Source organism: Companilactobacillus kedongensis (assembly GCF_003946625.1).
Lineage (GTDB): Bacteria > Bacillota > Bacilli > Lactobacillales > Lactobacillaceae > Companilactobacillus > Companilactobacillus kedongensis.
Map to the genome: position 1 here is coordinate 175,861 of NZ_RHOR01000001.1, position 19,398 is coordinate 195,258.

The following is a 19,398-nucleotide window of genomic DNA, read 5'->3' on the forward strand; positions in this document are numbered from 1 at the left end:
GTGATTTGATGTTAAAGGAATTAATAATCAATAATTTTGCAATTATTAATGAATTACGGCTTGACTTTAAAAAGGGTATGACAGCTTTAACTGGTGAAACTGGTGCAGGTAAGTCGATTATTATAGATGCCCTAGGTTTGTTAGTAGGAAGTCGTTCGTCAATTGATTTTATTCGAACAGGACAAGATAAGTTAAAAGTGCAGGGATTATTTGAAGTTCATTCAGATAGTCCTATTTTTGCCACTTTGGATCACTACGGAATTGACCATTCGGATAATTCGATCATTGTAAATCGAGAAATAAATCGTAAAGGTCGAAATGTTTGTCGTATTAATAACGAATTGGTTAATACAAACACATTAAAAGATATTGGCCGTTTCTTAGTTGAAATTCACGGACAAAACCAGCAACAGGAACTATTGGACGAAGATAACCACATTGATATATTAGACAGATTCTCTGATGACGAATTCAAAGATAATTTAGTAAAATATCAGGAATTATTTAGTCAATATCAAGAAAAAATGGCACGTTTACGAGCGATTCAGAAGGATTCACAGAATATCGTTCAAAGGATCGATATGTTAAAATTCCAAATTGAAGAAATTGATTCAGCTCAGTTAAAAAAGGGTGAAGATGAAGTTTTGGAAACGGAGAAGAATCATCTAGCCAATTTTGAGAAGATCAATAGTAGCCTTCAAGAGAGCTATCGTATTCTGTCAGAAAATAACATTGGTTCAGTTGATTCGTTAGGTAATGTTCGTGATAGTCTCGACGATATTAAAGAATTTGATAAAACGTATCAAGAATTATATGACTCAATCAATGGTGCTTATTATCAAATTCAAGATGACGCCGCTACTATTTCAGATGCCTTGGATAATCTTGATTTTGATGAAGACCGATTAGATGAGATCCAAAAACGTTTAACGGTAATTGATAATTTGGAAAAGAAATATGGTCCTACTTTAGATGAAGTTATTCAATATGGACAAAATGCACATGATGAACTAGATAAAATTGATATTGATGATTCAACTGAGGACAAATTGACTGCGGCTATTGAAGATGATAAGAATGCATTGTTGGAATTAGGCAAGATATTATCTGACAAGCGACACACAACGGCAAATGAATTAGAGAAATCAATCAATAAACAGCTAGAAGAATTATTTATGAAAAATTCTAAATTCAATGTTCAATTTAAAACTTTGGACAGTGAATCTTTGACTAATAAGGGTATCGATCAAATAAGATTTAATCTTAAAACTAATGTCGGTGAGGATTTCAAACCGTTAGTCAGAGTTGCTTCTGGTGGTGAATTATCTCGTGTTATCCTTGCATTTGAGTCAATTATTGCTGAAAAAATGAATGTTGATACGATTATCTTTGATGAAATTGATACCGGTGTTAGTGGAAGGGTCGCCCAAGCAATCGGTGATAAGATCTATCGAGTTGCCCAGTCGGTACAAGTATTATGTATTACTCATCTACCTCAAGTTGCGGCTATGAGTGATCAACAATTTGAGATAAAAAAAGAGACCGTTAAGAATAAGACACAAACTAAAGTCTCATTACTTAACGATCAAGATCGAATTGAAGCTGTTTCATTAATGTTGGCTGGTACCAAAATCACTGACCTTACAAGAGAACATGCTCAAGAATTGTTGGAGTTAGCACAGGGTGAACAAAAAAGGTTAGATTAACTTTATTGATTTAAGATTATTGATATCAACTATTTGAAATAGATTTTTATTAACTTCCAGAATATATTTATTTGGATTAATTCTTTTAATCAACTTGCCTTGCATAGATGTTTCGTTTACCATAGTTACATTAATATAATATTGTTTTTGAAAACTTTGTTTAGCAAAAATAAACAGTTGTCTAATAGGCATTTGCTTGATTTGGGAAACACTTTTACTATCCATATTGAAATCGAAGTTCCTATCGATGAATTTAGCAGTATTGTTAATGATGTTCTTAGTGAAGGTATTTGATTGATTTTGTTTTAGTTCCATATTCGATTCCCCCGAACGCTTGTTTGTGTCTTTATTATACGAACCTTTGTTCGCATAAGCAACTTTATTTTAGTATTTCTTAATATTTATTTGTGTGTAACAAGTTTTTGATCAAAAGAAAATAAGAATAAGTAGGGATAAATGATATGTCAACAAGGGGAATGTTAATCGTTCTATCAGGCCCATCCGGTGTTGGAAAAGGGACTGTTAGAAAAGCAATGGTAAAGAAATCTTCGATCAGATTTGATTATTCTGTATCAATGACAACTAGAAATATGAGACCTGGAGAAGAAGACGGTATCGATTACTATTTCCGGACCAATGAAGAGTTCGAGGAAGAAATTGAAAATGGCGGAATGTTAGAATATGCCAAATATGTTGACCATTATTATGGAACACCATTAAAATATGTTAATCAAAAGCTTGATGCTGGTATCGACGTTTTATTAGAAATAGAAGTTAACGGTGCTATGCAAGTGCGTGAAAAGATGCCTGATGGTGTATTTATCTTCTTAACACCACCTGATTTACCAAGTCTTCGTCGTCGTATTACACATCGTGGAACTGACGATGTAAAGACTATTGATAAACGTATGGAACAAGCCAAAAAAGAAATTGAAATGATGTCAAACTATGACTATGCCGTAGTTAATGATAAAATACCTAATGCAGTCAAAAAAATTGAAGGTATAATTAGAAGTGAACACTTAAGAGTGACACGTGTAATTGACAAATATAAAAAAATAATAGGAGAATGATAATATGATTATTTATCCATCGATCGATAAACTATTAGACCAAGTTGATTCAAGATATTCTTTGGCCGTTTTAGCAGCAAAACGTGCTCATCAACTAGAAGATGGTGATGTTGAATTACTTAACAAGTATGAATCACCAAGAACTATCGGAAAGGCTTTTGAAGAAATTGCCGACGATAAAATTGAAATTGATCCTAATTCAATTCTTCTTGAAAAAGAAGCCGAACGAGTTGAGGAAGAGAAAAAAGAAGAAAAATAGTTTTAAAATTCCTTCACTGATTGTCTGAATGATAATTGTGAGGGTTTTTTATTTATTGCGTAGGTGAAGTTAATTTATGACAGTTGCAGAAGTAATTGTTGATGTGCCAACAATGCAAACTAATCGTCCTTTTGAATATGATGTTCCAAGCAGCCTGTCAGAAGTTGTTGAACCGGGGATGCGTGTTGAAGTACCTTTTGGACGTGGTAAGCGAAAGATACAAGGTTTTGTAATGAAATTGAAAGATACAAGTGATTTTAAAGGAAAACTAAAGCCGATCGATCGAGTTATTGATCTTCGGCCTGTTTTGTCGTCTGAAATGTTGGATTTGTCATCATGGTTAGCGGATAGAACATATTCATTTCAAATATCGTGTTTACAAACAATGTTACCCAATGTGATGCGAGCTAAATATCATCAGCTAGTTATTCCTAAAGATGCTGCTGATCCGGAAAATCAAGAATTATTTCAGGGACAAGATAGTATAGAAGTAACAAGTCAAATGAGTGATGAAACTATTAGAATGATCAAACATTTGAAAAGACAAGATAAAGTTGAAATTGAGTATGTTGTAGAAAACAAGGCCAGTCAGATTAAAAGACAAGCTATAACCACTAGCTTGAATCCGATTCAATTACGTGAAAAGCGCAGTGAGTTGAGATCAAACGCTAAAGCTCAATTAAAGTTAGTAAACTATTTAATAGATAACTTAAATAACTTGCCAATTGAATTAAGTGATCTAGTTTCAAAAGGGGTAAATCGTGCGGCTATTAAAACAGCCGATAAAAATGACATTTTGTCAGTTATCGAAGTAACAAAGAGAAGAAAGCCAGTAGGCATCACGCCCGAAAAAACTACTAAAATGGATCTTTCAGAAGAACAGACTCAGGCAGTAGAACAAATTGATCAAGCTATAGACTCCAAAGATGCTAAGACATTTTTGATCGAAGGTGTTACTGGTAGTGGTAAGACTGAAGTTTATTTACAGACTATTGATCGAGCTGTAACTGAAAATAAGACTGCATTAATGCTAGTTCCAGAAATTTCGCTTACTCCGCAGATGGTCAATCGAGTAACTGGTCGATTTGGCAATAAAGTTGCTGTTCTACACAGCGGTCTATCTAGTGGTGAACGATATGACGAGTGGACTCGAATCGAAAATGGCAGTGTTCAAGTAGTTGTAGGAGCCCGCAGTGCAGTTTTTGCTCCATTAAAGAATATTGGTTTGATTATTATTGATGAAGAACATGAGGCTAGTTACAAGCAAGATGATAATCCTAGATATCATGCTCGAGATGTGGCTCTGTGGAGAGCCAAGAAACATAACTGTCCGGTTGTTTTGGGAAGTGCAACACCAAGTTTGGAATCTCGCGCTCGTGCTCAAAAAGGTGTTTATCAGTTGATTAGAATGAAGAAACGCATCAATCAACAGCCTTTGCCTCATGTTCAAATAGTTGATATGCGTGATTCTGAAAATTCTGCAGTTAAGGGTGACTTATCACCTTTATTGCAAGATAAACTTTGGCGAATCTTAAAACGTCATGAGCAGGCGATCATCCTTTTGAATCGAAGAGGATATTCGTCCTTTATGATGTGTCGTGAGTGCGGATTTGTTTTGAAATGCCCTAATTGTGATGTTTCGTTGACGTATCATAAGGATCTAGGGAAAATGAAGTGCCATTATTGTGGTCATGAGGAGGAAGTACCACAGTCTTGTCCTCAATGTCACAGCAAAAAAATTGGTTTTTATGGAACCGGAACGCAAAATTTGGAACGTCAATTAAATGAATTACTGCCGGAAGCACGAATTTTACGAATGGATGTCGATACGACTCGTAGAAAAGGTGCACATGCTAAAATATTGAAACAGTTTGGTGATAAAAATGCCGATATTTTACTTGGTACCCAAATGATTGCTAAAGGATTGGATTTCCCAAATGTTACTTTAGTGGGGATTGTTAATGCCGATACCACGCTAAGTTTGTCCGATTATCGAGCTAGTGAGCGAACCTTTCAGTTACTTACTCAAGCCAGTGGTCGAGCCGGTCGAGCTGACAAATCAGGTAATGTAATAATTCAAACTTTTAATCCTGATCATTATGCGATAAAAGATGCAGCCGTACAGGATTATGAAACCTTTTATAAACAAGAAATGTATCTACGCCATCAAGCAAACTATACGCCGTATTATTTTACGACTTTGATCAGCGTCTCCCACAAAGATGAGGGTCAGACATTGAAGCAGGCTTATTGGCTTAAACGCCAATTGGCAACGGCTCTATCTGATAGTGCAATTCTGTTAGGACCAAGTCCGACAATGGTTTCTCGAAAACAAAATAAGTATTATTATCAAATTATTGTAAAATATAAACGTGAACCAAAATTACATCAAAAATTGCTTGAGATATTAAATGATACACAAGCAGATACAAAAAAGGGCTTCACCGTCGCTATTGACAATGAGCCGCAACATATTGATTAAGGAGCATAACTAAATGACAAGTGTAATATTTTTAGGTACACCAGAATTTTCAGCCACCGTTTTAAAGGGCCTTTTAAAAACAGATTATGAGATCAAAGCAATTGTGACTCAGCCGGACAAGCCAGTTGGGCGTAAACAAAAACTACAAAAGAGTCCAGTTAAATTGATTGCTGAAGAAGAAAACATTCATTTATATCAACCAGCTAAACTTTCAGGGAGTCCAGAAGTTGAAGAATTGAAGTCCTTGAATGCAGATTTGATCATTACAGCTGCCTTCGGACAATTCTTGCCAACATCATTTCTAAATTCAGCTAAAGTAGCTGCAATAAACGTTCATGGTTCACTTTTACCTAAGTATCGTGGCGGAGCACCTATTCAATGGTCGATCATGAATGGTGATAAAGAAACTGGTATCACCATCATGTACATGGTTAAAGCTATGGATGCTGGTGATATTATCAGTCAAGCTAAAGTGGCAATCACACCAGAAGATGACAATGGTTCTATCTTTGACAAAATGGCAATCGTTGGTCGAGACTTATTGATCGAAACTATTCCACATATCCTAGATAATACAATCAAACCTATTAAACAAGATGAAGATAAAGTTGTCTTTTCACCTAATATATCTAAAGAACAAGAGAAACTAGATTTTACACAATCTGCAGAACAGATCTTTAATCATATTAGAGCTTTGAGCCCAGAACCTGGTGCTTGGGAAATGTTCAATGGTCAAAGAACCAAATTTTATAAGAGTGAAGTAGTTTCCATCGAAACAGATCAAGCAGCTGGAACTGTTTTTGAAACTGGTAAGAAAAAGTTAGTTGTAGTTGCTGGTGACAAGCAGGGTCTCTCAATCAAAAAAATTCAACCAGCAGGTAAGAAAGTTATGGATATTGCCAACTATATGAATGGTTTAGGCAGTAATTTAGAAAAAGGACAAGTAGTGGTCAATACAAATGAAAAATAATCCTCGTGCAGTAGCAGTGGAAGCATTAACTAGAATTTTACAAAACAAAGCATATTCAAATATCGAGATCAGTAACTTGTTACAACGCTCGGATATGTCAAATGTCGATTCAAGACTGATGACAAATATTGTTTATGGGGTTTTACAGAATATGTATGTGCTCCAATATCAATTGAAGCCATATCTTAAAGATAAAACAGTTAAACCTTGGATCATGAATCTTTTGATGAGTGCTATATATCAGATGCATTATTTGGATAAAATTCCAGACCATGCTGTTTTAAATGAATCAACAGAGATCGCTAAACAAAATGGAAGTATTGGCTTAGCTAAGTTGGTAACAGGTGTTTTGAGAAATTATCAGCGTCATGGCTTTAAGGATCTACCAACGGGTCATGGTGAAGAGGATTTAAGTATTCGTTACAGCACACCGTTATGGTTAGTAAAACTCTTGATCGAACAACAAGGCATTAATAAAATAATTGAAATTTTGGAATCGATCAATCAACCCTCACATGTTTCTATCCGGGTAAATACTAATAAAATTAGTGTTGAAGATTTGAAGAATCGTTTAGAAGAATTAGATTTTGAAGTTGAAAATAGTCGCATTTCACCGGTTGGATTAACACTTAATAGTGGTAATTTATTTGACACACCAGAGTTCCAAGAAGGATTATTTACGATTCAAGATGAAAGCTCAATGTTAGTTGCTCCAGCCTTGGACTTGAAACCTGATGATCAAGTTTTGGATACGTGTGCTGCACCGGGTGGTAAAACAACACATATTGCCAGTTATTTAAAAGATGGTCGTGTTACTGCTTTAGACATCCATGAGCGTAAAACAAAATTAATTCGAGAAAATGGTCAGAGACTGGGTTATAAGGATATAATACAGACGAAAGCTATGGACGCTAGAAAAGCTAAAGATAATTTTCCTGCCCAGAGCTTTGATAAGATTTTGGTAGATGCTCCTTGTTCCGGACTTGGATTGATCAGAAGAAAACCTGAGTTGCGTTATTTTAGAGAATTCGAAGATCTGCTAAATTTGCAAAAGATTCAACTCGATATCCTGAATAGTATCAGTGATTTATTAAAAGTAGATGGTAGATTAGTTTTCAGTACATGTACTTTTGATGATGAAGAAAATGAAGCAATTGTTACGAAATTTTTGAATAATCACAAAAACTATGAATTGGTTTCAATAAAAAATGACCTGTCTAATGAAGATACTATAAAATTATTCCCTAGTGACTATTTCACTGATGGATTCTTTATAGCAGCATTTAGGCGAAAAAATTAATGAGGTAAAGTTGGATATGGATTACGCGTTATTAACCGACGTCGGTAAATTAAGAAAAAATAATCAAGATTATGTAAATGTATTTAAGAATAAAAAAGATGTTATTTTCGGTATCGTTGCTGACGGTATGGGAGGACATCGTGGTGGGGATGTTGCTTCAGATATGGCAGTTTCTCACTTGGGACACAACTTTGAACAGTCGAATATTAATGACTTAGATGATTTGCGTGAATGGATCATCAAAGAAATCAGTAAAGAGAATGATCGAATAGTCTCCGTTTCAAATCAATTTGATGATTTGAATGGTATGGGAACAACTATGGTTGGCGTATTTTTTGTCGATAAGAAAATGATGGTAGTAAATGTTGGCGATTCACGTTGCTATATCTATCACGACAAGGAATTGGAACAGCTTAGTGTTGACCATTCTTTAGTTCATGAACTATTAGAGACTGGACAAATTAGTCCTGAAGAGGCTGAGAACCATCCACAAAAGAATATTATTACTCAAACATTGGGTGTTTCTCAGACTGTTCAACCACGAATCAAAAATTTTGATCTTATCGATGATGCAATTATTCTTTTATGTACTGACGGACTTACTAATATGGTTCCTGAAAAGGAAATGAAGAAAGTATTGAGTGAGAAAATTAGTTTAGACGCTAAGTGCCATATTCTGATCGATAAAGCTAATCAAGCTGGTGGGAGAGATAATATCACCGCTTTACTTTTTGCCTCGGGAAATGGAGGTAATAAGTAAATGGATAAAGGTTACCTTGTTGGTGGCCGTTATGAGATCTTAGGTACGCTTGGCGAAGGCGGTATGGCTAATGTTTATTTAGCAAATGATATAAGACTCAACAGAAAAGTTGCTGTTAAGGCTTTGAGATATGATCTTCAAGATGACGAATCTGTTCAGAGAAGATTTGGCCGTGAAGCTAAAGCTACCAGTGGTCTTTCAAGCCCTAATATTGTTAACGTTTTGGATGTTGGCAATGATAATGGGATTCAATTCATTGTAATTGAATATGTTGACGGTCCTAATTTAAAGAGATATATCAAAACACACTTTCCGATTCCTTATCATGAAGTTGTTGATATTATGGAACAAATTTGTTCAGCCGTAACAACTGCTCATGATCACGGAATAATTCATCGTGATTTGAAACCAGAGAATATTTTAGTAGATGAAGCTAAAGATCCGATACAAGTTAAAGTATCAGATTTTGGGATAGCTTTGGCATTGAGTGACCAGTCGATAACAAGAACTAATTCATTGTTAGGTTCGGTCCACTATATGTCTCCAGAACAAATACGTGGTAAATCGGCCACAGTATTGTCTGATATCTATGCTTTGGGAATCATTTTATTTGAATTATTAGCTAAGCACGTGCCATTTACAGGAGATACAGCTGTATCTGTTGCTCTAAAGCATTCTAAGGAGGATATTCCGGATCTGCATGCAATTGATCACAATATTCCACAACCCTTGGAGAACGTAGTTTTAAAGGCAACAGCTAAAGATCCAGAAGAACGTTACCAATCAGTAAGAGAAATGTGTGAAGATATTAGTACTTGTTTACTTCCAGAACGTGCCAATGAACCTAAGTTTATTCCGGTGGTTCATAATAATTTGGAAGAAACTAAAGTTATGGAACCATTAAGAGATGTTGATCAAGATAAGCCTGCCAAAAAGAAAAGTAGCAAACGAAAAAAAATAATGTGGATGTCTATTATCCCGATTCTATTGTTGCTGTTTTTAATTTTTGCCATTGTCCGTGGAAGTGCGGAAACTTCGGTACCAGATCTGCATAACTTAACTATCAAACAGGCCACAGTCATGCTCAAGGGTTCTAACTTGCAAGTGGGTTCCATTTCAAAGGAAAATGATGATGATATAATTGCGGGACATGTTATTAAGTCAATACCGGCGAAAGGGCTTAAACTGAAAAATAATGCCAAAGTTAATTTAGTTGTCAGTTTAGGAGCCACATATTATAAGATGCCAAAAGTTACTGGAAAACAGTATGTTGAGGTATCTAACGGTCTGAAGAAACGTGGATTCAGTATCCATTTGAAGTACAAGTCTACTAATGATTACTCCGCAGGAGTGGTTATGAAGCAAAGTATTAAAGCTGGTAGTAAAGTCGTTGCTAAGAAGAAAAAATTGGTTTTAACGATTGCTAAAACACCAACAGTAAAGAAAAAATCTTATAAAGTACGTGATCTGTCAGGCTACAATCTTAAGAGTATTCAAGATTATGCCGATGAAATAGATGCTGTATTAGATGTTACATATCAGTATTCTGATACCGTTGCATCTGGAGTGTTGATTTCTCAAACACCAACGGCAGGAAGTAATATAACTCAAGGATCTACATTGTCAGTCGTAATGTCTAAAGGTAAAGATGAAAGTAATAGCAACAATTCGGACACTGATAAAGACAATTCAGACAGTGACAGTGATTCGAACACTAAAAATGTAACAAAAGATGTTCAAATACCATTTGATGACAGCAATGGTAGCAGTAATACCGTTACAATTTATCTTGGGGATGCTACACATAGTATTAGTAATCCTTATAAAACGATGACAATAACACAAACAACATCAACAACATTGAATTTCAATTTAAAGAGTGGTCAAACGGGGACTTATAATATCGTCCGTGACAATCAAACGATTGCGACCGGCTCAGTAAGCGGGTAGTAGATGGAAAGAGAAGGAAGAATTATCAAATCAATCAGTGGATTTTATGATGTTTTAGATCATGAAAGCCATGAGTTGGTTAGAACTAGAGCGCGAGGTAATTTTAGAAAGCGTAAGATCAAACCGATCGTAGGTGATATGGTCACCTATGAAGCAAGTGGAGATCTTGGCTATATTCTAAAAATAGAAGATCGAGAAAATAGTCTTGTTCGTCCGCCAATAGCTAATATTGATCAAGCTATTGTTGTAACTTCGTCTGTAGAACCTAATTTTTCTAGCAACCTATTAGATAAAATTTTGGTGAATATCGAACATAATGACATTGAACCGTTAATTTATTTAACAAAAACTGATTTATTAGATGATGATAAGTATGCAGATCTTAAAGTCGTCTTGGATGGATATCGTAAAGCTGGCTATGTTGTATTTGATGGCCGAGACAGCTACAGCGATGATCAAGTTCAAGATTTGATAAAGCATTTTGCTGACAAGATAACTGTTTTTACTGGCCAATCAGGTGCTGGTAAATCTACCTTGCTTAATCATATTGATCCAGAATTAGGATTGGCCACAGCGGCAATTTCTCAGACTTTGAATCGTGGTAAACATACGACTAGACAAGTTTCTCTATTTAATATAGAAGGTGGACTAGTTGCTGATACACCAGGATTCTCCTCATTGGAACTGATCGAGATAGATCAAGAAGAACTGCCAACGCTTTTTCCAGAATTTGTTCAATACAGTGGCGAATGTCAATTCAGAGGTTGTCACCATGTTAATGAACCTAACTGTAAAGTCAAAGAAATGGTTGAAAATGGTACGATCATGAAAAGTCGTTATGACGATTATTTATACTTTTTAAATGAAATAAATTCTTACAAGAAAAAATATTAAGGAGTGTTTTTAATGACAAACAAGATAGCTCCATCGATTCTCTCCGCTGATATTATGAATTTGGAGAGGGACGTTAAAATGGCTGAGGCAGCTGGTGCAGATTTGTTCCATATTGATATTATGGATGGACACTTCGTACCAAATATGTCTTTTAGTCCTAGTGTCGTCAAAGGAATGAGAAGAATCACTGATAAACCTTTAGATGTACATTTGATGATCGACAATCCGGAGGAATATATTGAACCAATCGTAAAAGCTGGTGCTGATACTGTTTTAGTTCATGCCGAGAGTACCAATCACACTTATCGTTCAATTCAAATGATCAAGCAATTAGGCGCTAAAGCTGGAATCGTAGTTAATCCGGGGACAGCTTTGGAAAATGTTAAAGAATTATTTCCAATTATTAATCAAATTTTAGTTATGACTGTTAATCCTGGATTTGGCGGTCAAGAATTTTTGTCAGGTATGACAAAGAAGATCCAACGTTTGGATCAATTACGCCAAACATCTGCCGCTGACGATTTTCAAATTGAAGTTGATGGCGGAATTAATGATAAAACAATTACTAAATGTGCTGATGCTGGAGCTGATATTTTCGTTGCTGGTTCATATCTCTTCGGTAGTGATGATTTTGAGGGTAGGATCAATAAATTAAAGGACCTCGTGGAAGACTAATGAAACGAGTTAATGTTTTATTAGGTGGTCCCAAAAGTGAATATCCTGAGGAAATGAACAGTATCAAAGCAATTCCCGGACCATGGGTCGGGGCAGATCGTGGAAGTTTATATTTAGTTCAAAACGGTGTAATTCCTGAAATTGCTATGGGAGATTTTGATTCTATCAATAAAAAAGAACAAAAACTCTTAAAAGATAATATTTCAAACTTTTATAAATTTCCTCCAGAAAAAAATGATACTGATTCTGAATTATGTTTATTGGCTGCAAGAGAAAAGTTTAATGCTCAAGAGTACATCATTTATGGTGGTACTGGTGGGCGAATCGATCATTTCTTGGTCAATTTATTCTTACCATTCGATAGACGATTCTTTGATTTTTATGACAAACTTTATTTCAAATCAGCTAATAATACTATTAGATTTTTTAAACCTGGTAGCTATACGGTTTATCATGAACATGGGATGAAATATATTGGTTTTATTAATTTAGGACCAGTCACACGTTTAAATTTAGTAAATGCAAAATATAAATTAAAAGACTTCAGTGCTGATCACCCGGTCAGTTGGGCCAGTAATGAGTTCATTGGTGATTCAATCGACTTTAATTTTGGAAGCGGCGTTATTGCTGTTATCCAAAGTTCCGATGCTAAGCAAAACAAAAAGGGCTAACGAAATTAATCGTTAGTCCTTTTTTTAGTTATTTTAAAATTATACGCGGGTAACTTTTCCCGATTTCAAAGCTCTAGCTGAAACCCAAACACGTTTAGGCTTACCATCAACCATGATACGAACTTTTTGCAAGTTTGGCTTCCAAGAACGTTTTGATTGATTAAGAGCGTGAGAACGTTTGTTACCAAACACTGTCTTACGGCCTGTAATAATATCTTTTGCCATGGGACCGACCTCCTTTGGCTACATGTTTTCTTTTAAAATATCACCTGACTAATTTACCATAACATTGCAACTAAAGCAATAGAGTAATAATATTGACCATAAATCTTTAATTCAAAATCTTGCTATGATAAAATTTTTATGGTTATGATAGGATAGATAAGGTCCAAAGATAGGAGGATCCAGAATGGCAGTTACAATTAAAACAAAGCATGGCGAAATCGTCGTGTCCACTAACAGTGTTTCAACAATTGTTGGCGGTGCTGCTTCAGACATATACGGTATCGTAGGTATGGCAAGCAAGAACCAATTGCGTGATGGAGTTAATACAATTTTAAACCGTGAGGATTTTTCTCGTGGTGTTGTTATTGACCAAAAAGACGGAAAACTTGCTGTCGATGTATATATCATAGTAGGATATGGAATCAAAATATCCGAAGTTGCTAAAAATTTAAAAGCGAAAGTTAAATATAACCTAGAAACAATGCTCGGAACACCGGCCGGCACTGTGAATGTTTATGTCCAAGGAATCAAAGTCTTGGATGACATTAAATAGGTATTAAGCTGGTTGGAGGGAATTTTTTTGAGCAAAGAACTTATTACCAAAAATGAATTTTCTGATATGGTGCGAGTTGCCTCACATCGTCTAGAAAAAAATGCTAAATTTGTTAATTCACTAAATGTTTTTCCTGTCCCAGATGGGGATACTGGTACAAATATGAGTCTTACGATCCAAAGCGGATTTAAAGCTGTCAATGAATCAGAAAGTAATCATGTTGGTACTTTAGGTAAAGCGCTAGCTAAGGGATTATTGATGGGTGCCAGAGGTAACTCAGGTGTTATCACGTCTCAGTTGTTCAGAGGTTTCTCAAAGAGTATTGAGAAAAAAGAGTCTTTGGATGCTAATGATTTAGCATCAGCCTTTGAAGATGGCGTAAAAACAGCTTATAAGGCTGTTATGAAGCCAGTTGAAGGAACTATACTAACTGTTGCTAAATATGGTGCTGAAGCCGGTATTAAGAAGGCTAAAGAGACAACTGATATAGTTCAAGTTATGACAGCGGTTGTTAAAGGTTCCAAAGTCGGTTTGGAAAAGACACCATCACTATTGCCAGTCCTAAAAGAAGTCGGCGTTGTCGATTCTGGTGGTCAAGGTCTAGTGTTTATTTATGAAGGATTTTTGGAAGGTCTCTCAGGTGAGGCTTCAGATAATGAAGCATATACGCCAGATGAAGCTGAGATGGATGAAATGATCAATGCAACTCATCATCAAGAATCTGTTCAAAGTCAATTCAATACTGACTCGATCGAAAACGGATATTGTACAGAGATGATGGTTGAACTGGGTGAAAATCCAACAACTGATGAAAAATTCGATTATGAAGAATTCCGTCAATATTTAAGTGAAATTGGTGATTCATTATTAGTTGTTTCCGATGATGAAGTTGTTAAGGTTCACGTTCATACTAACTATCCATATAAAGTTTGGGAAGCTGGTAGAAAGTACGGTGCTTTAACAAAAATCAAGATCGACAATATGCGTATTCAACATGAAACTATTGTTGACGAAGATGAGATCGCAACACCAGTAAGCAGCCAACCAATCGACTATGCGGTTATTGCCGTATCTTCAGGTGACGGTCTTTCAACGTTATTTGAAAGTTTGGGTGTTACACATGTTATCAGTGGTGGACAGACAATGAATCCATCTACAAATGATATTGTGGATGCGATCAATGCTTCAAATGCTAAACGAGCAATTATTTTACCAAATAACGGTAATATCGTTATGGCCGCTAAGCAAGCAGCAGAATTGGTCAATATTCCGGTTGCTATTGTTGCTTCTAAGACGATCTCACAAGGTATGACGGCAATGCTGTCATTTAACCCTGAGGCTGAATTAGACGAAAATAAAGACAACATGGAAGATTCATTAGATACCGTTAAGAGTGGTCAAATCACTGAAGCTATTCGTGACACAGAAATTGACGGATTGAAGATCACAAAGGGTCACTATATGGGTATTGTCGATGGCAAGATCTTAGTTGATTCTGAAGATATTATTTCTGTAACTGAAGAAACACTTGATAAGATGATCGATGAAGATAGTGAAGTTATTACAATTTTGGTTGGTCAAGATGGTAATAAAGCCGATGCTCAAAAGGTTTCAGATTATTTAGATGAAAAGTATGCAGACTTAGAAACTGAAATTCATCAAGGTGATCAACCAGTTTATCCTTATTTAATTGCTGTAGAATAACAAACAATGAGTTTGGGACCTTGCGTTCCAAACTTGTTTTATTTAGGAGGGAAAATGGATTTAAGAACAGTTCCAGTATCAGCTTTACCAGGAGTGGGAGCCAAGCGATTTGAAGCTATCAAGTCCTTAGGTATTGAGAATATTTATGACTTATTATTCTATTTTCCCTTCCGGTATGAGGATATGGAAGTAAAATCACTGGATGATGCGATCGATCAAGAGAAGATTCTCTTAAAAGGGATAGTCGCTAGTGATCCAGTTGTAGCTAGATTTGGATATAAAAAAAATCGTTTGAATGTCAGAATTATTGTTGAAAATGAATCAGTCATGGTTACTTTTTTCAATCAACCATGGTTAAAGGATAAATTCGTAACTGGAAATGAAGTCGCGGTCTATGGTAAATGGAATCAAAATCGTCGTGCTATCACTGGTATGAAAGTTATTGGTGATGGACATGCTGAAGATTCGATTGATTCAGTTTATTCCGTGAATAAAAATATTCATCAAAAAACTTTAATAAATTTGATCAAGGCAGCCTATGAAGAGTATTCTGATCAAATTAAAACGATCATTCCCGAACGTATTTTAGAAAAATATCATTTGATGAATGATAAAGATATGGTTCAAGGGATGCATTTTCCTAAGAATGATGAACAGAATGAACTAGCTAGAAGAACCGCTAAATTTAGGGAATTTTTCTTATTTGAATGTGGTATTCAGAATATGAAGTCTCAAGATCAGGTCAATCAGATTGGTCTGTTAGAGAATTACGACAAAAAATATATTGAAGATTTTATTGATAACTTGCCCTTTGATTTAACAACAGCTCAAGCACGAGTCACTCAAGAGATCCTAGAGGATATGAATTCCACTCATCATATGAATCGATTGCTTCAAGGTGATGTTGGTTCAGGTAAGACGATCGTAGCAGTGATTGCTATGTTAGCTTCAGTGACGGCAGGATATCAGGCGGCCATTATGGCGCCAACAGAAATTTTGGCACAACAACACTTTGAGAAAATTGGGAAATTGTTAGCACCTTTGAAAATAAGAACGAGTATTTTGACTGGTTCACAGACTAAAAAGGAGCACGATGCAATAGCTGACAATGTTAGGGCTGGTAAAACTAATGTTATTGTTGGAACACATGCATTGATTCAAGATAGTGTTGAATTTAAAGATTTAGGTTTGATAGTAATCGACGAGCAACATCGTTTTGGTGTTAATCAGCGTAAAGATTTGCGTGAAAAGGGTAATAATCCTGATGTATTAGCTATGACGGCGACCCCGATTCCGAGAACATTAGCGATAACGACATATGGAGATATGGACGTTTCAAGAATTGACGAGTTGCCAGCCGGTCGTAAAAAAATCGAAACTTACTGGATCAGAAGTCAAAAAATTGAACAGATGTATCGTTTTGTAACTAAAGAATTAGCTGATAAAGCACAGATTTATGTTGTTACACCACTTATTTCTGAGTCTGAAAAGATAGATTTAAAGAATGCTGAATTGATTTATGATAAGTTTAATGAGTTATTTGCACCAAAATATAAGATCGGTTTGCTTCATGGTCAGATGCCAAATGATCAAAAAGAAGACGTAATGAATCAATTCAGTCATCAAAAGATAGATGTCTTGGTTTCGACGACTGTTATTGAAGTTGGAGTGGATGTACCTAATGCATCGGTGATGGTGATCTATGATGCAAATCGTTTTGGTTTATCACAGTTACATCAATTGCGAGGTCGCGTTGGTCGTGGTGAGAAACAGTCATATTGTATTCTGATTGCTGATCCCAAAAACGAAACAGCTTTAGAAAGAATGAAGATTTTAACATCAACAAACGATGGTTTTGTTTTAGCTGAAGAGGATCTAAAAATGCGTGGAGCCGGGGATGTTTTGGGTAGTCGTCAATCTGGTTTGCCAGACTTTAAAGTTGGTGATCCTGTTGCTGATATCAACATATTGGAAACAGCTCAAATTGAGGCTGAGGCGATGTTTAAGGACGAGGCTATGGAAAAACCAGAAAATAAAGTGTTAAAATCTTTCTTGAATGATGAATTTGAACAGTTAAATAATTTTGATTAGTGAGGAAATATAATGAAGATTGCTGTAGATGCTATGGGTGGAGATAATGCACCGCAGGTCATAGTTGAAGGTATTGAACAGTCACGTGACGAATGGGAGGATTTGGAGTTCGTTCTTTACGGTGATGAAACAAAGATTAGAGAATACTTAAAAAGTGATAAACGGATAACAATTGTTAATACTGATGAAGAAATTTTAGGAACGGATGAACCTGTTAAGGCAATTCGTTCTAAGAAGAACTCGTCAATGGTATTAGCTGCTAAGTCGGTCAAAAATAAAGAAGCCGATGCTATGTTGTCATTAGGTAATACAGGGGCTTTATTAGCTGCTGGAATTTTTATTGTTGGTCGAATCAAGCAAGTTGCACGTCCAGCTTTAATGCCTACTTTACCTGTTACAAATTCTCCATTGGGTGTAAATGTTTTGGATGTTGGTGCTAATGCTGAGGCCAAAGCTGCATATTTACAGCAATGGGCAATCATGGGTTCAATTTATGCACATGATATTAAACAAATTGAAGAACCAAGAGTGGCTTTATTGAATAACGGTACTGAAGAAGATAAAGGTGATACTCTTCATAAAGAAGCTTATGAATTACTTGAAAGTACTGAAGGTATCAACTTTGTGGGTAACGTTGAATCAAATAATATTTTGGCTGGAGTAGCTGATGTCATTGTTACTGATGGTTTTACCGGAAATGCTGCACTAAAGGCAACTGAAGGAACTGCAACCATTTTATTGAGTCAATTAAAGAATGCCTTGCTAAATAGCGGTTTCTTTACTAAAATGGGGGCTGCTATTGTTGCTCCATCGTTGAAGTCGTTAAAAGATATGTTTGATACTTCTCAAGCTGGCGGTGCGGTTCTTTTAGGATTGAAGTCACCTGTTGTTAAAGCGCATGGAGCCGCTGATGCAAAGACTGTTTTCTATACAGTAAAACAGATTTATGGTATGTTGCTTAACGATACAATAAACAAGGCCAACAAGTATTTTGAAAAAATGGAACAAAAGAAATAATTTAAACAAACTTGGGAAAAACAGGAGAGTTATTTAAATGTCAGAACAAGAAATTTTTGAAAAAATCAAAACTATGATCGTCGATAAATTTGAAGTTGACGCTGAAGCAGTTAAAAACGAAACATCATTTACGGATGATCTTGATGCAGATTCAATTGACTTAGTTGAATTTGTTTTGGAACTTGAAGAAGAATTCGATCAAGAGATCCCTGATGAAGATGCTGAAAAGATCACAACAGTGGGACAAGCTGTTAATTATATTAAAGAACATCAAAATTAAGGCCGTTAGGTCTTATTTTTTTGCCTGAATAATTATTTAAGGGTAAAAATTTAGTATAATTAATATTATCGGAAAGGGGCATATCATGTTAGATCCGAAATTTTTGAGTTACCTAAGTGAAAACTATGGAATAAATTTCAATAATAAAAAATTGGTCGAACGTGCAATGACACATTCTTCCTTTGATAATGAGCATAAAGAATTAGGTATTGGTGATTATGAACGTTTGGAATTTTTGGGGGATGCCGTTTTGGAAATAAATATTTCTAAATATCTCTTCGAAAAATTTCCAGAACTACCAGAAGGAAAATTAACACGTTTGAGATCAGACATTGTTAGAACTGATAGTTTCGCTAGATTTGCCAAACAAATACAAATAGATAAATATTTATTGATCGGTAAGGGTGAAGAGAAGCAAGGTGCCAGACAAAGACATACCCTATTGGAGGATATCTTTGAAGCCTTTAATGGAGCACTTTACTTAGATCAAGGAAATAAAAAAGTGGATGAATTCTTGAAAAAAGTTGTTTATCCTCATATTGATTCAGGAGAATTTTCAGAAGATACTGACTTTAAGACACATATTCAAGAGAAACTTCAACAATCTGGCGAAGTGGAAATTGACTATGAAGTCATAGATGAAGAAGGACCTGATCACGACAAAAAATTTGAAGTAGAGTTACTAGTAAACGGGAAATTCTTATCAAAAGGCTTTGGTTACAGCAAGAAACATGCAGAACAAATGGCCGCTAAGAAAGCGTTAGAAGAATTATAGGAGTTTGTATTTT

The 19,398-nt window shown here is 35.5% G+C and carries 19 protein-coding genes; 17 read left to right on the forward strand and 2 right to left on the reverse strand.

The genetic code is table 11. The annotated features are described in order from the left end of the window. The first annotated feature begins 8 nt into the window (after nucleotides 1–8). Entirely contained in the window at nucleotides 9–1,706 is a 1,698-nt protein-coding gene (gene recN, locus EKM60_RS00845; protein ID WP_125711644.1) for a DNA repair protein RecN, read from the forward strand. Here the strand turns inward: recN and EKM60_RS00850 are convergent. Then, nucleotides 1,698–2,021, reverse strand: coding sequence for a hypothetical protein (locus EKM60_RS00850; RefSeq protein ID WP_125675728.1), 324 nt, complete (start codon nucleotides 2,019–2,021; stop codon nucleotides 1,698–1,700). The genes recN and EKM60_RS00850 overlap by 9 nt on opposite strands. 146 nt (nucleotides 2,022–2,167) lie before the next feature. On the opposite strand from EKM60_RS00850, the gene gmk reads away from it, so the two are divergent. From gmk to EKM60_RS00900, 10 genes are all read left to right on the forward strand, one after another. After that, complete coding sequence (gmk, locus tag EKM60_RS00855; RefSeq protein WP_125711645.1) at nucleotides 2,168–2,779, forward strand: guanylate kinase; 612 nt, start codon at nucleotides 2,168–2,170, stop codon at nucleotides 2,777–2,779. Between the two features lie 4 nt (nucleotides 2,780–2,783). After that, a complete protein-coding gene (rpoZ, locus tag EKM60_RS00860; RefSeq protein WP_057763643.1) occupies nucleotides 2,784–3,038 on the forward strand; it encodes a DNA-directed RNA polymerase subunit omega in 255 nt (84 codons plus the stop codon). 76 nt (nucleotides 3,039–3,114) lie between these two features. Further along, nucleotides 3,115–5,520, forward strand: coding sequence for a primosomal protein N' (gene priA, locus EKM60_RS00865; protein ID WP_125711646.1), 2,406 nt, complete (start codon nucleotides 3,115–3,117; stop codon nucleotides 5,518–5,520). A gap of 13 nt (nucleotides 5,521–5,533) precedes the next feature. Further along, complete coding sequence (gene fmt / locus EKM60_RS00870; protein WP_125711647.1) at nucleotides 5,534–6,490, forward strand: methionyl-tRNA formyltransferase; 957 nt, start codon at nucleotides 5,534–5,536, stop codon at nucleotides 6,488–6,490. Further along, entirely contained in the window at nucleotides 6,480–7,790 is a 1,311-nt protein-coding gene (rsmB, locus tag EKM60_RS00875) for a 16S rRNA (cytosine(967)-C(5))-methyltransferase RsmB (RefSeq protein WP_125711648.1), read from the forward strand. The genes fmt and rsmB overlap by 11 nt, the downstream gene beginning before the upstream one ends. 16 nt (nucleotides 7,791–7,806) lie before the next feature. Beyond that, nucleotides 7,807–8,550 carry a Stp1/IreP family PP2C-type Ser/Thr phosphatase gene (locus EKM60_RS00880; RefSeq protein ID WP_125711649.1) on the forward strand — a complete coding sequence of 248 codons (744 nt, stop codon included), beginning with the start codon at nucleotides 7,807–7,809 and terminating at the stop codon, nucleotides 8,548–8,550. Further along, the gene (pknB, locus tag EKM60_RS00885; protein ID WP_125711650.1) at nucleotides 8,551–10,500 is read left to right on the forward strand and encodes a Stk1 family PASTA domain-containing Ser/Thr kinase; all 1,950 of its coding nucleotides are present in this window, start codon (nucleotides 8,551–8,553) and stop codon (nucleotides 10,498–10,500) included. Between the two features lie 3 nt (nucleotides 10,501–10,503). Beyond that, nucleotides 10,504–11,394: a ribosome small subunit-dependent GTPase A gene (gene rsgA, locus EKM60_RS00890; RefSeq protein WP_125711651.1), complete on the forward strand. Its 891-nt coding sequence runs from the start codon at nucleotides 10,504–10,506 to the stop codon at nucleotides 11,392–11,394. 12 nt (nucleotides 11,395–11,406) lie between these two features. Then, nucleotides 11,407–12,069, forward strand: a complete 663-nt coding sequence (gene rpe / locus EKM60_RS00895; RefSeq protein WP_125711652.1) for a ribulose-phosphate 3-epimerase — start codon at nucleotides 11,407–11,409, stop codon at nucleotides 12,067–12,069. Then, nucleotides 12,069–12,740, forward strand: a complete 672-nt coding sequence (locus EKM60_RS00900) for a thiamine diphosphokinase (RefSeq protein ID WP_125711653.1) — start codon at nucleotides 12,069–12,071, stop codon at nucleotides 12,738–12,740. Before rpe ends, EKM60_RS00900 begins: the two co-directional genes overlap by 1 nt. Before the next feature lie 39 nt (nucleotides 12,741–12,779). On the opposite strand, the gene rpmB is transcribed toward EKM60_RS00900, so the two are convergent. After that, nucleotides 12,780–12,965 (reverse strand): 50S ribosomal protein L28, encoded by a 186-nt coding sequence (gene rpmB, locus EKM60_RS00905; RefSeq protein WP_010019437.1) that lies wholly within the window; start codon nucleotides 12,963–12,965, stop codon nucleotides 12,780–12,782. 184 nt (nucleotides 12,966–13,149) lie between these two features. Here rpmB and EKM60_RS00910 point away from each other — a divergent pair, with 184 nt between their 5' ends. The 6 genes from EKM60_RS00910 to rnc all read left to right on the forward strand — a co-directional run bounded on the left by EKM60_RS00910 (nucleotide 13,150) and on the right by rnc (nucleotide 19,385). Beyond that, nucleotides 13,150–13,518, forward strand: a complete 369-nt coding sequence (locus EKM60_RS00910; RefSeq protein WP_125675748.1) for an Asp23/Gls24 family envelope stress response protein — start codon at nucleotides 13,150–13,152, stop codon at nucleotides 13,516–13,518. 27 nt (nucleotides 13,519–13,545) lie between these two features. Continuing rightward, nucleotides 13,546–15,222 carry a DAK2 domain-containing protein gene (locus EKM60_RS00915; RefSeq protein WP_125711654.1) on the forward strand — a complete coding sequence of 559 codons (1,677 nt, stop codon included), beginning with the start codon at nucleotides 13,546–13,548 and terminating at the stop codon, nucleotides 15,220–15,222. A gap of 54 nt (nucleotides 15,223–15,276) precedes the next feature. Further along, nucleotides 15,277–17,313, forward strand: coding sequence for an ATP-dependent DNA helicase RecG (recG, locus tag EKM60_RS00920; protein ID WP_125711655.1), 2,037 nt, complete (start codon nucleotides 15,277–15,279; stop codon nucleotides 17,311–17,313). Nucleotides 17,314–17,325: 12 nt separating this feature from the next. Next, nucleotides 17,326–18,330 carry a phosphate acyltransferase PlsX gene (gene plsX, locus EKM60_RS00925; protein ID WP_191988828.1) on the forward strand — a complete coding sequence of 335 codons (1,005 nt, stop codon included), beginning with the start codon at nucleotides 17,326–17,328 and terminating at the stop codon, nucleotides 18,328–18,330. A 37-nt stretch (nucleotides 18,331–18,367) separates the two neighbouring features. Then, nucleotides 18,368–18,610: an acyl carrier protein gene (acpP, locus tag EKM60_RS00930; RefSeq protein WP_125711657.1), complete on the forward strand. Its 243-nt coding sequence runs from the start codon at nucleotides 18,368–18,370 to the stop codon at nucleotides 18,608–18,610. A gap of 85 nt (nucleotides 18,611–18,695) precedes the next feature. After that, the gene (gene rnc / locus EKM60_RS00935; RefSeq protein WP_125711658.1) at nucleotides 18,696–19,385 is read left to right on the forward strand and encodes a ribonuclease III; all 690 of its coding nucleotides are present in this window, start codon (nucleotides 18,696–18,698) and stop codon (nucleotides 19,383–19,385) included. Nucleotides 19,386–19,398 lie beyond the last annotated feature (13 nt).

Bases quoted from the DNA above. Each gene is read 5' to 3' on its own strand.
- EKM60_RS00900 (WP_125711653.1), top strand. From the start codon at position 12,069: ATGAAACGAGTTAATGTTTTATTAGGTGGTCCCAAAAGTGAATATCCT.
- fmt (WP_125711647.1), top strand. From the start codon at position 5,534: ATGACAAGTGTAATATTTTTAGGTACACCAGAATTTTCAGCCACCGTT.
- EKM60_RS00910 (WP_125675748.1), top strand. From the start codon at position 13,150: ATGGCAGTTACAATTAAAACAAAGCATGGCGAAATCGTCGTGTCCACT.
- rpe (WP_125711652.1), top strand. From the start codon at position 11,407: ATGACAAACAAGATAGCTCCATCGATTCTCTCCGCTGATATTATGAAT.
- recN (WP_125711644.1), top strand. From the start codon at position 9: ATGTTAAAGGAATTAATAATCAATAATTTTGCAATTATTAATGAATTA.
- EKM60_RS00850 (WP_125675728.1), bottom strand. From the start codon at position 2,021: ATGGAACTAAAACAAAATCAATCAAATACCTTCACTAAGAACATCATT.
- rpmB (WP_010019437.1), bottom strand. From the start codon at position 12,965: ATGGCAAAAGATATTATTACAGGCCGTAAGACAGTGTTTGGTAACAAA.
- pknB (WP_125711650.1), top strand. From the start codon at position 8,551: ATGGATAAAGGTTACCTTGTTGGTGGCCGTTATGAGATCTTAGGTACG.
- rpoZ (WP_057763643.1), top strand. From the start codon at position 2,784: ATGATTATTTATCCATCGATCGATAAACTATTAGACCAAGTTGATTCA.
- rsgA (WP_125711651.1), top strand. From the start codon at position 10,504: ATGGAAAGAGAAGGAAGAATTATCAAATCAATCAGTGGATTTTATGAT.
- acpP (WP_125711657.1), top strand. From the start codon at position 18,368: ATGTCAGAACAAGAAATTTTTGAAAAAATCAAAACTATGATCGTCGAT.
- priA (WP_125711646.1), top strand. From the start codon at position 3,115: ATGACAGTTGCAGAAGTAATTGTTGATGTGCCAACAATGCAAACTAAT.
- EKM60_RS00880 (WP_125711649.1), top strand. From the start codon at position 7,807: ATGGATTACGCGTTATTAACCGACGTCGGTAAATTAAGAAAAAATAAT.
- plsX (WP_191988828.1), top strand. From the start codon at position 17,326: ATGAAGATTGCTGTAGATGCTATGGGTGGAGATAATGCACCGCAGGTC.
- rsmB (WP_125711648.1), top strand. From the start codon at position 6,480: ATGAAAAATAATCCTCGTGCAGTAGCAGTGGAAGCATTAACTAGAATT.
- recG (WP_125711655.1), top strand. From the start codon at position 15,277: ATGGATTTAAGAACAGTTCCAGTATCAGCTTTACCAGGAGTGGGAGCC.
- rnc (WP_125711658.1), top strand. From the start codon at position 18,696: ATGTTAGATCCGAAATTTTTGAGTTACCTAAGTGAAAACTATGGAATA.
- gmk (WP_125711645.1), top strand. From the start codon at position 2,168: ATGTCAACAAGGGGAATGTTAATCGTTCTATCAGGCCCATCCGGTGTT.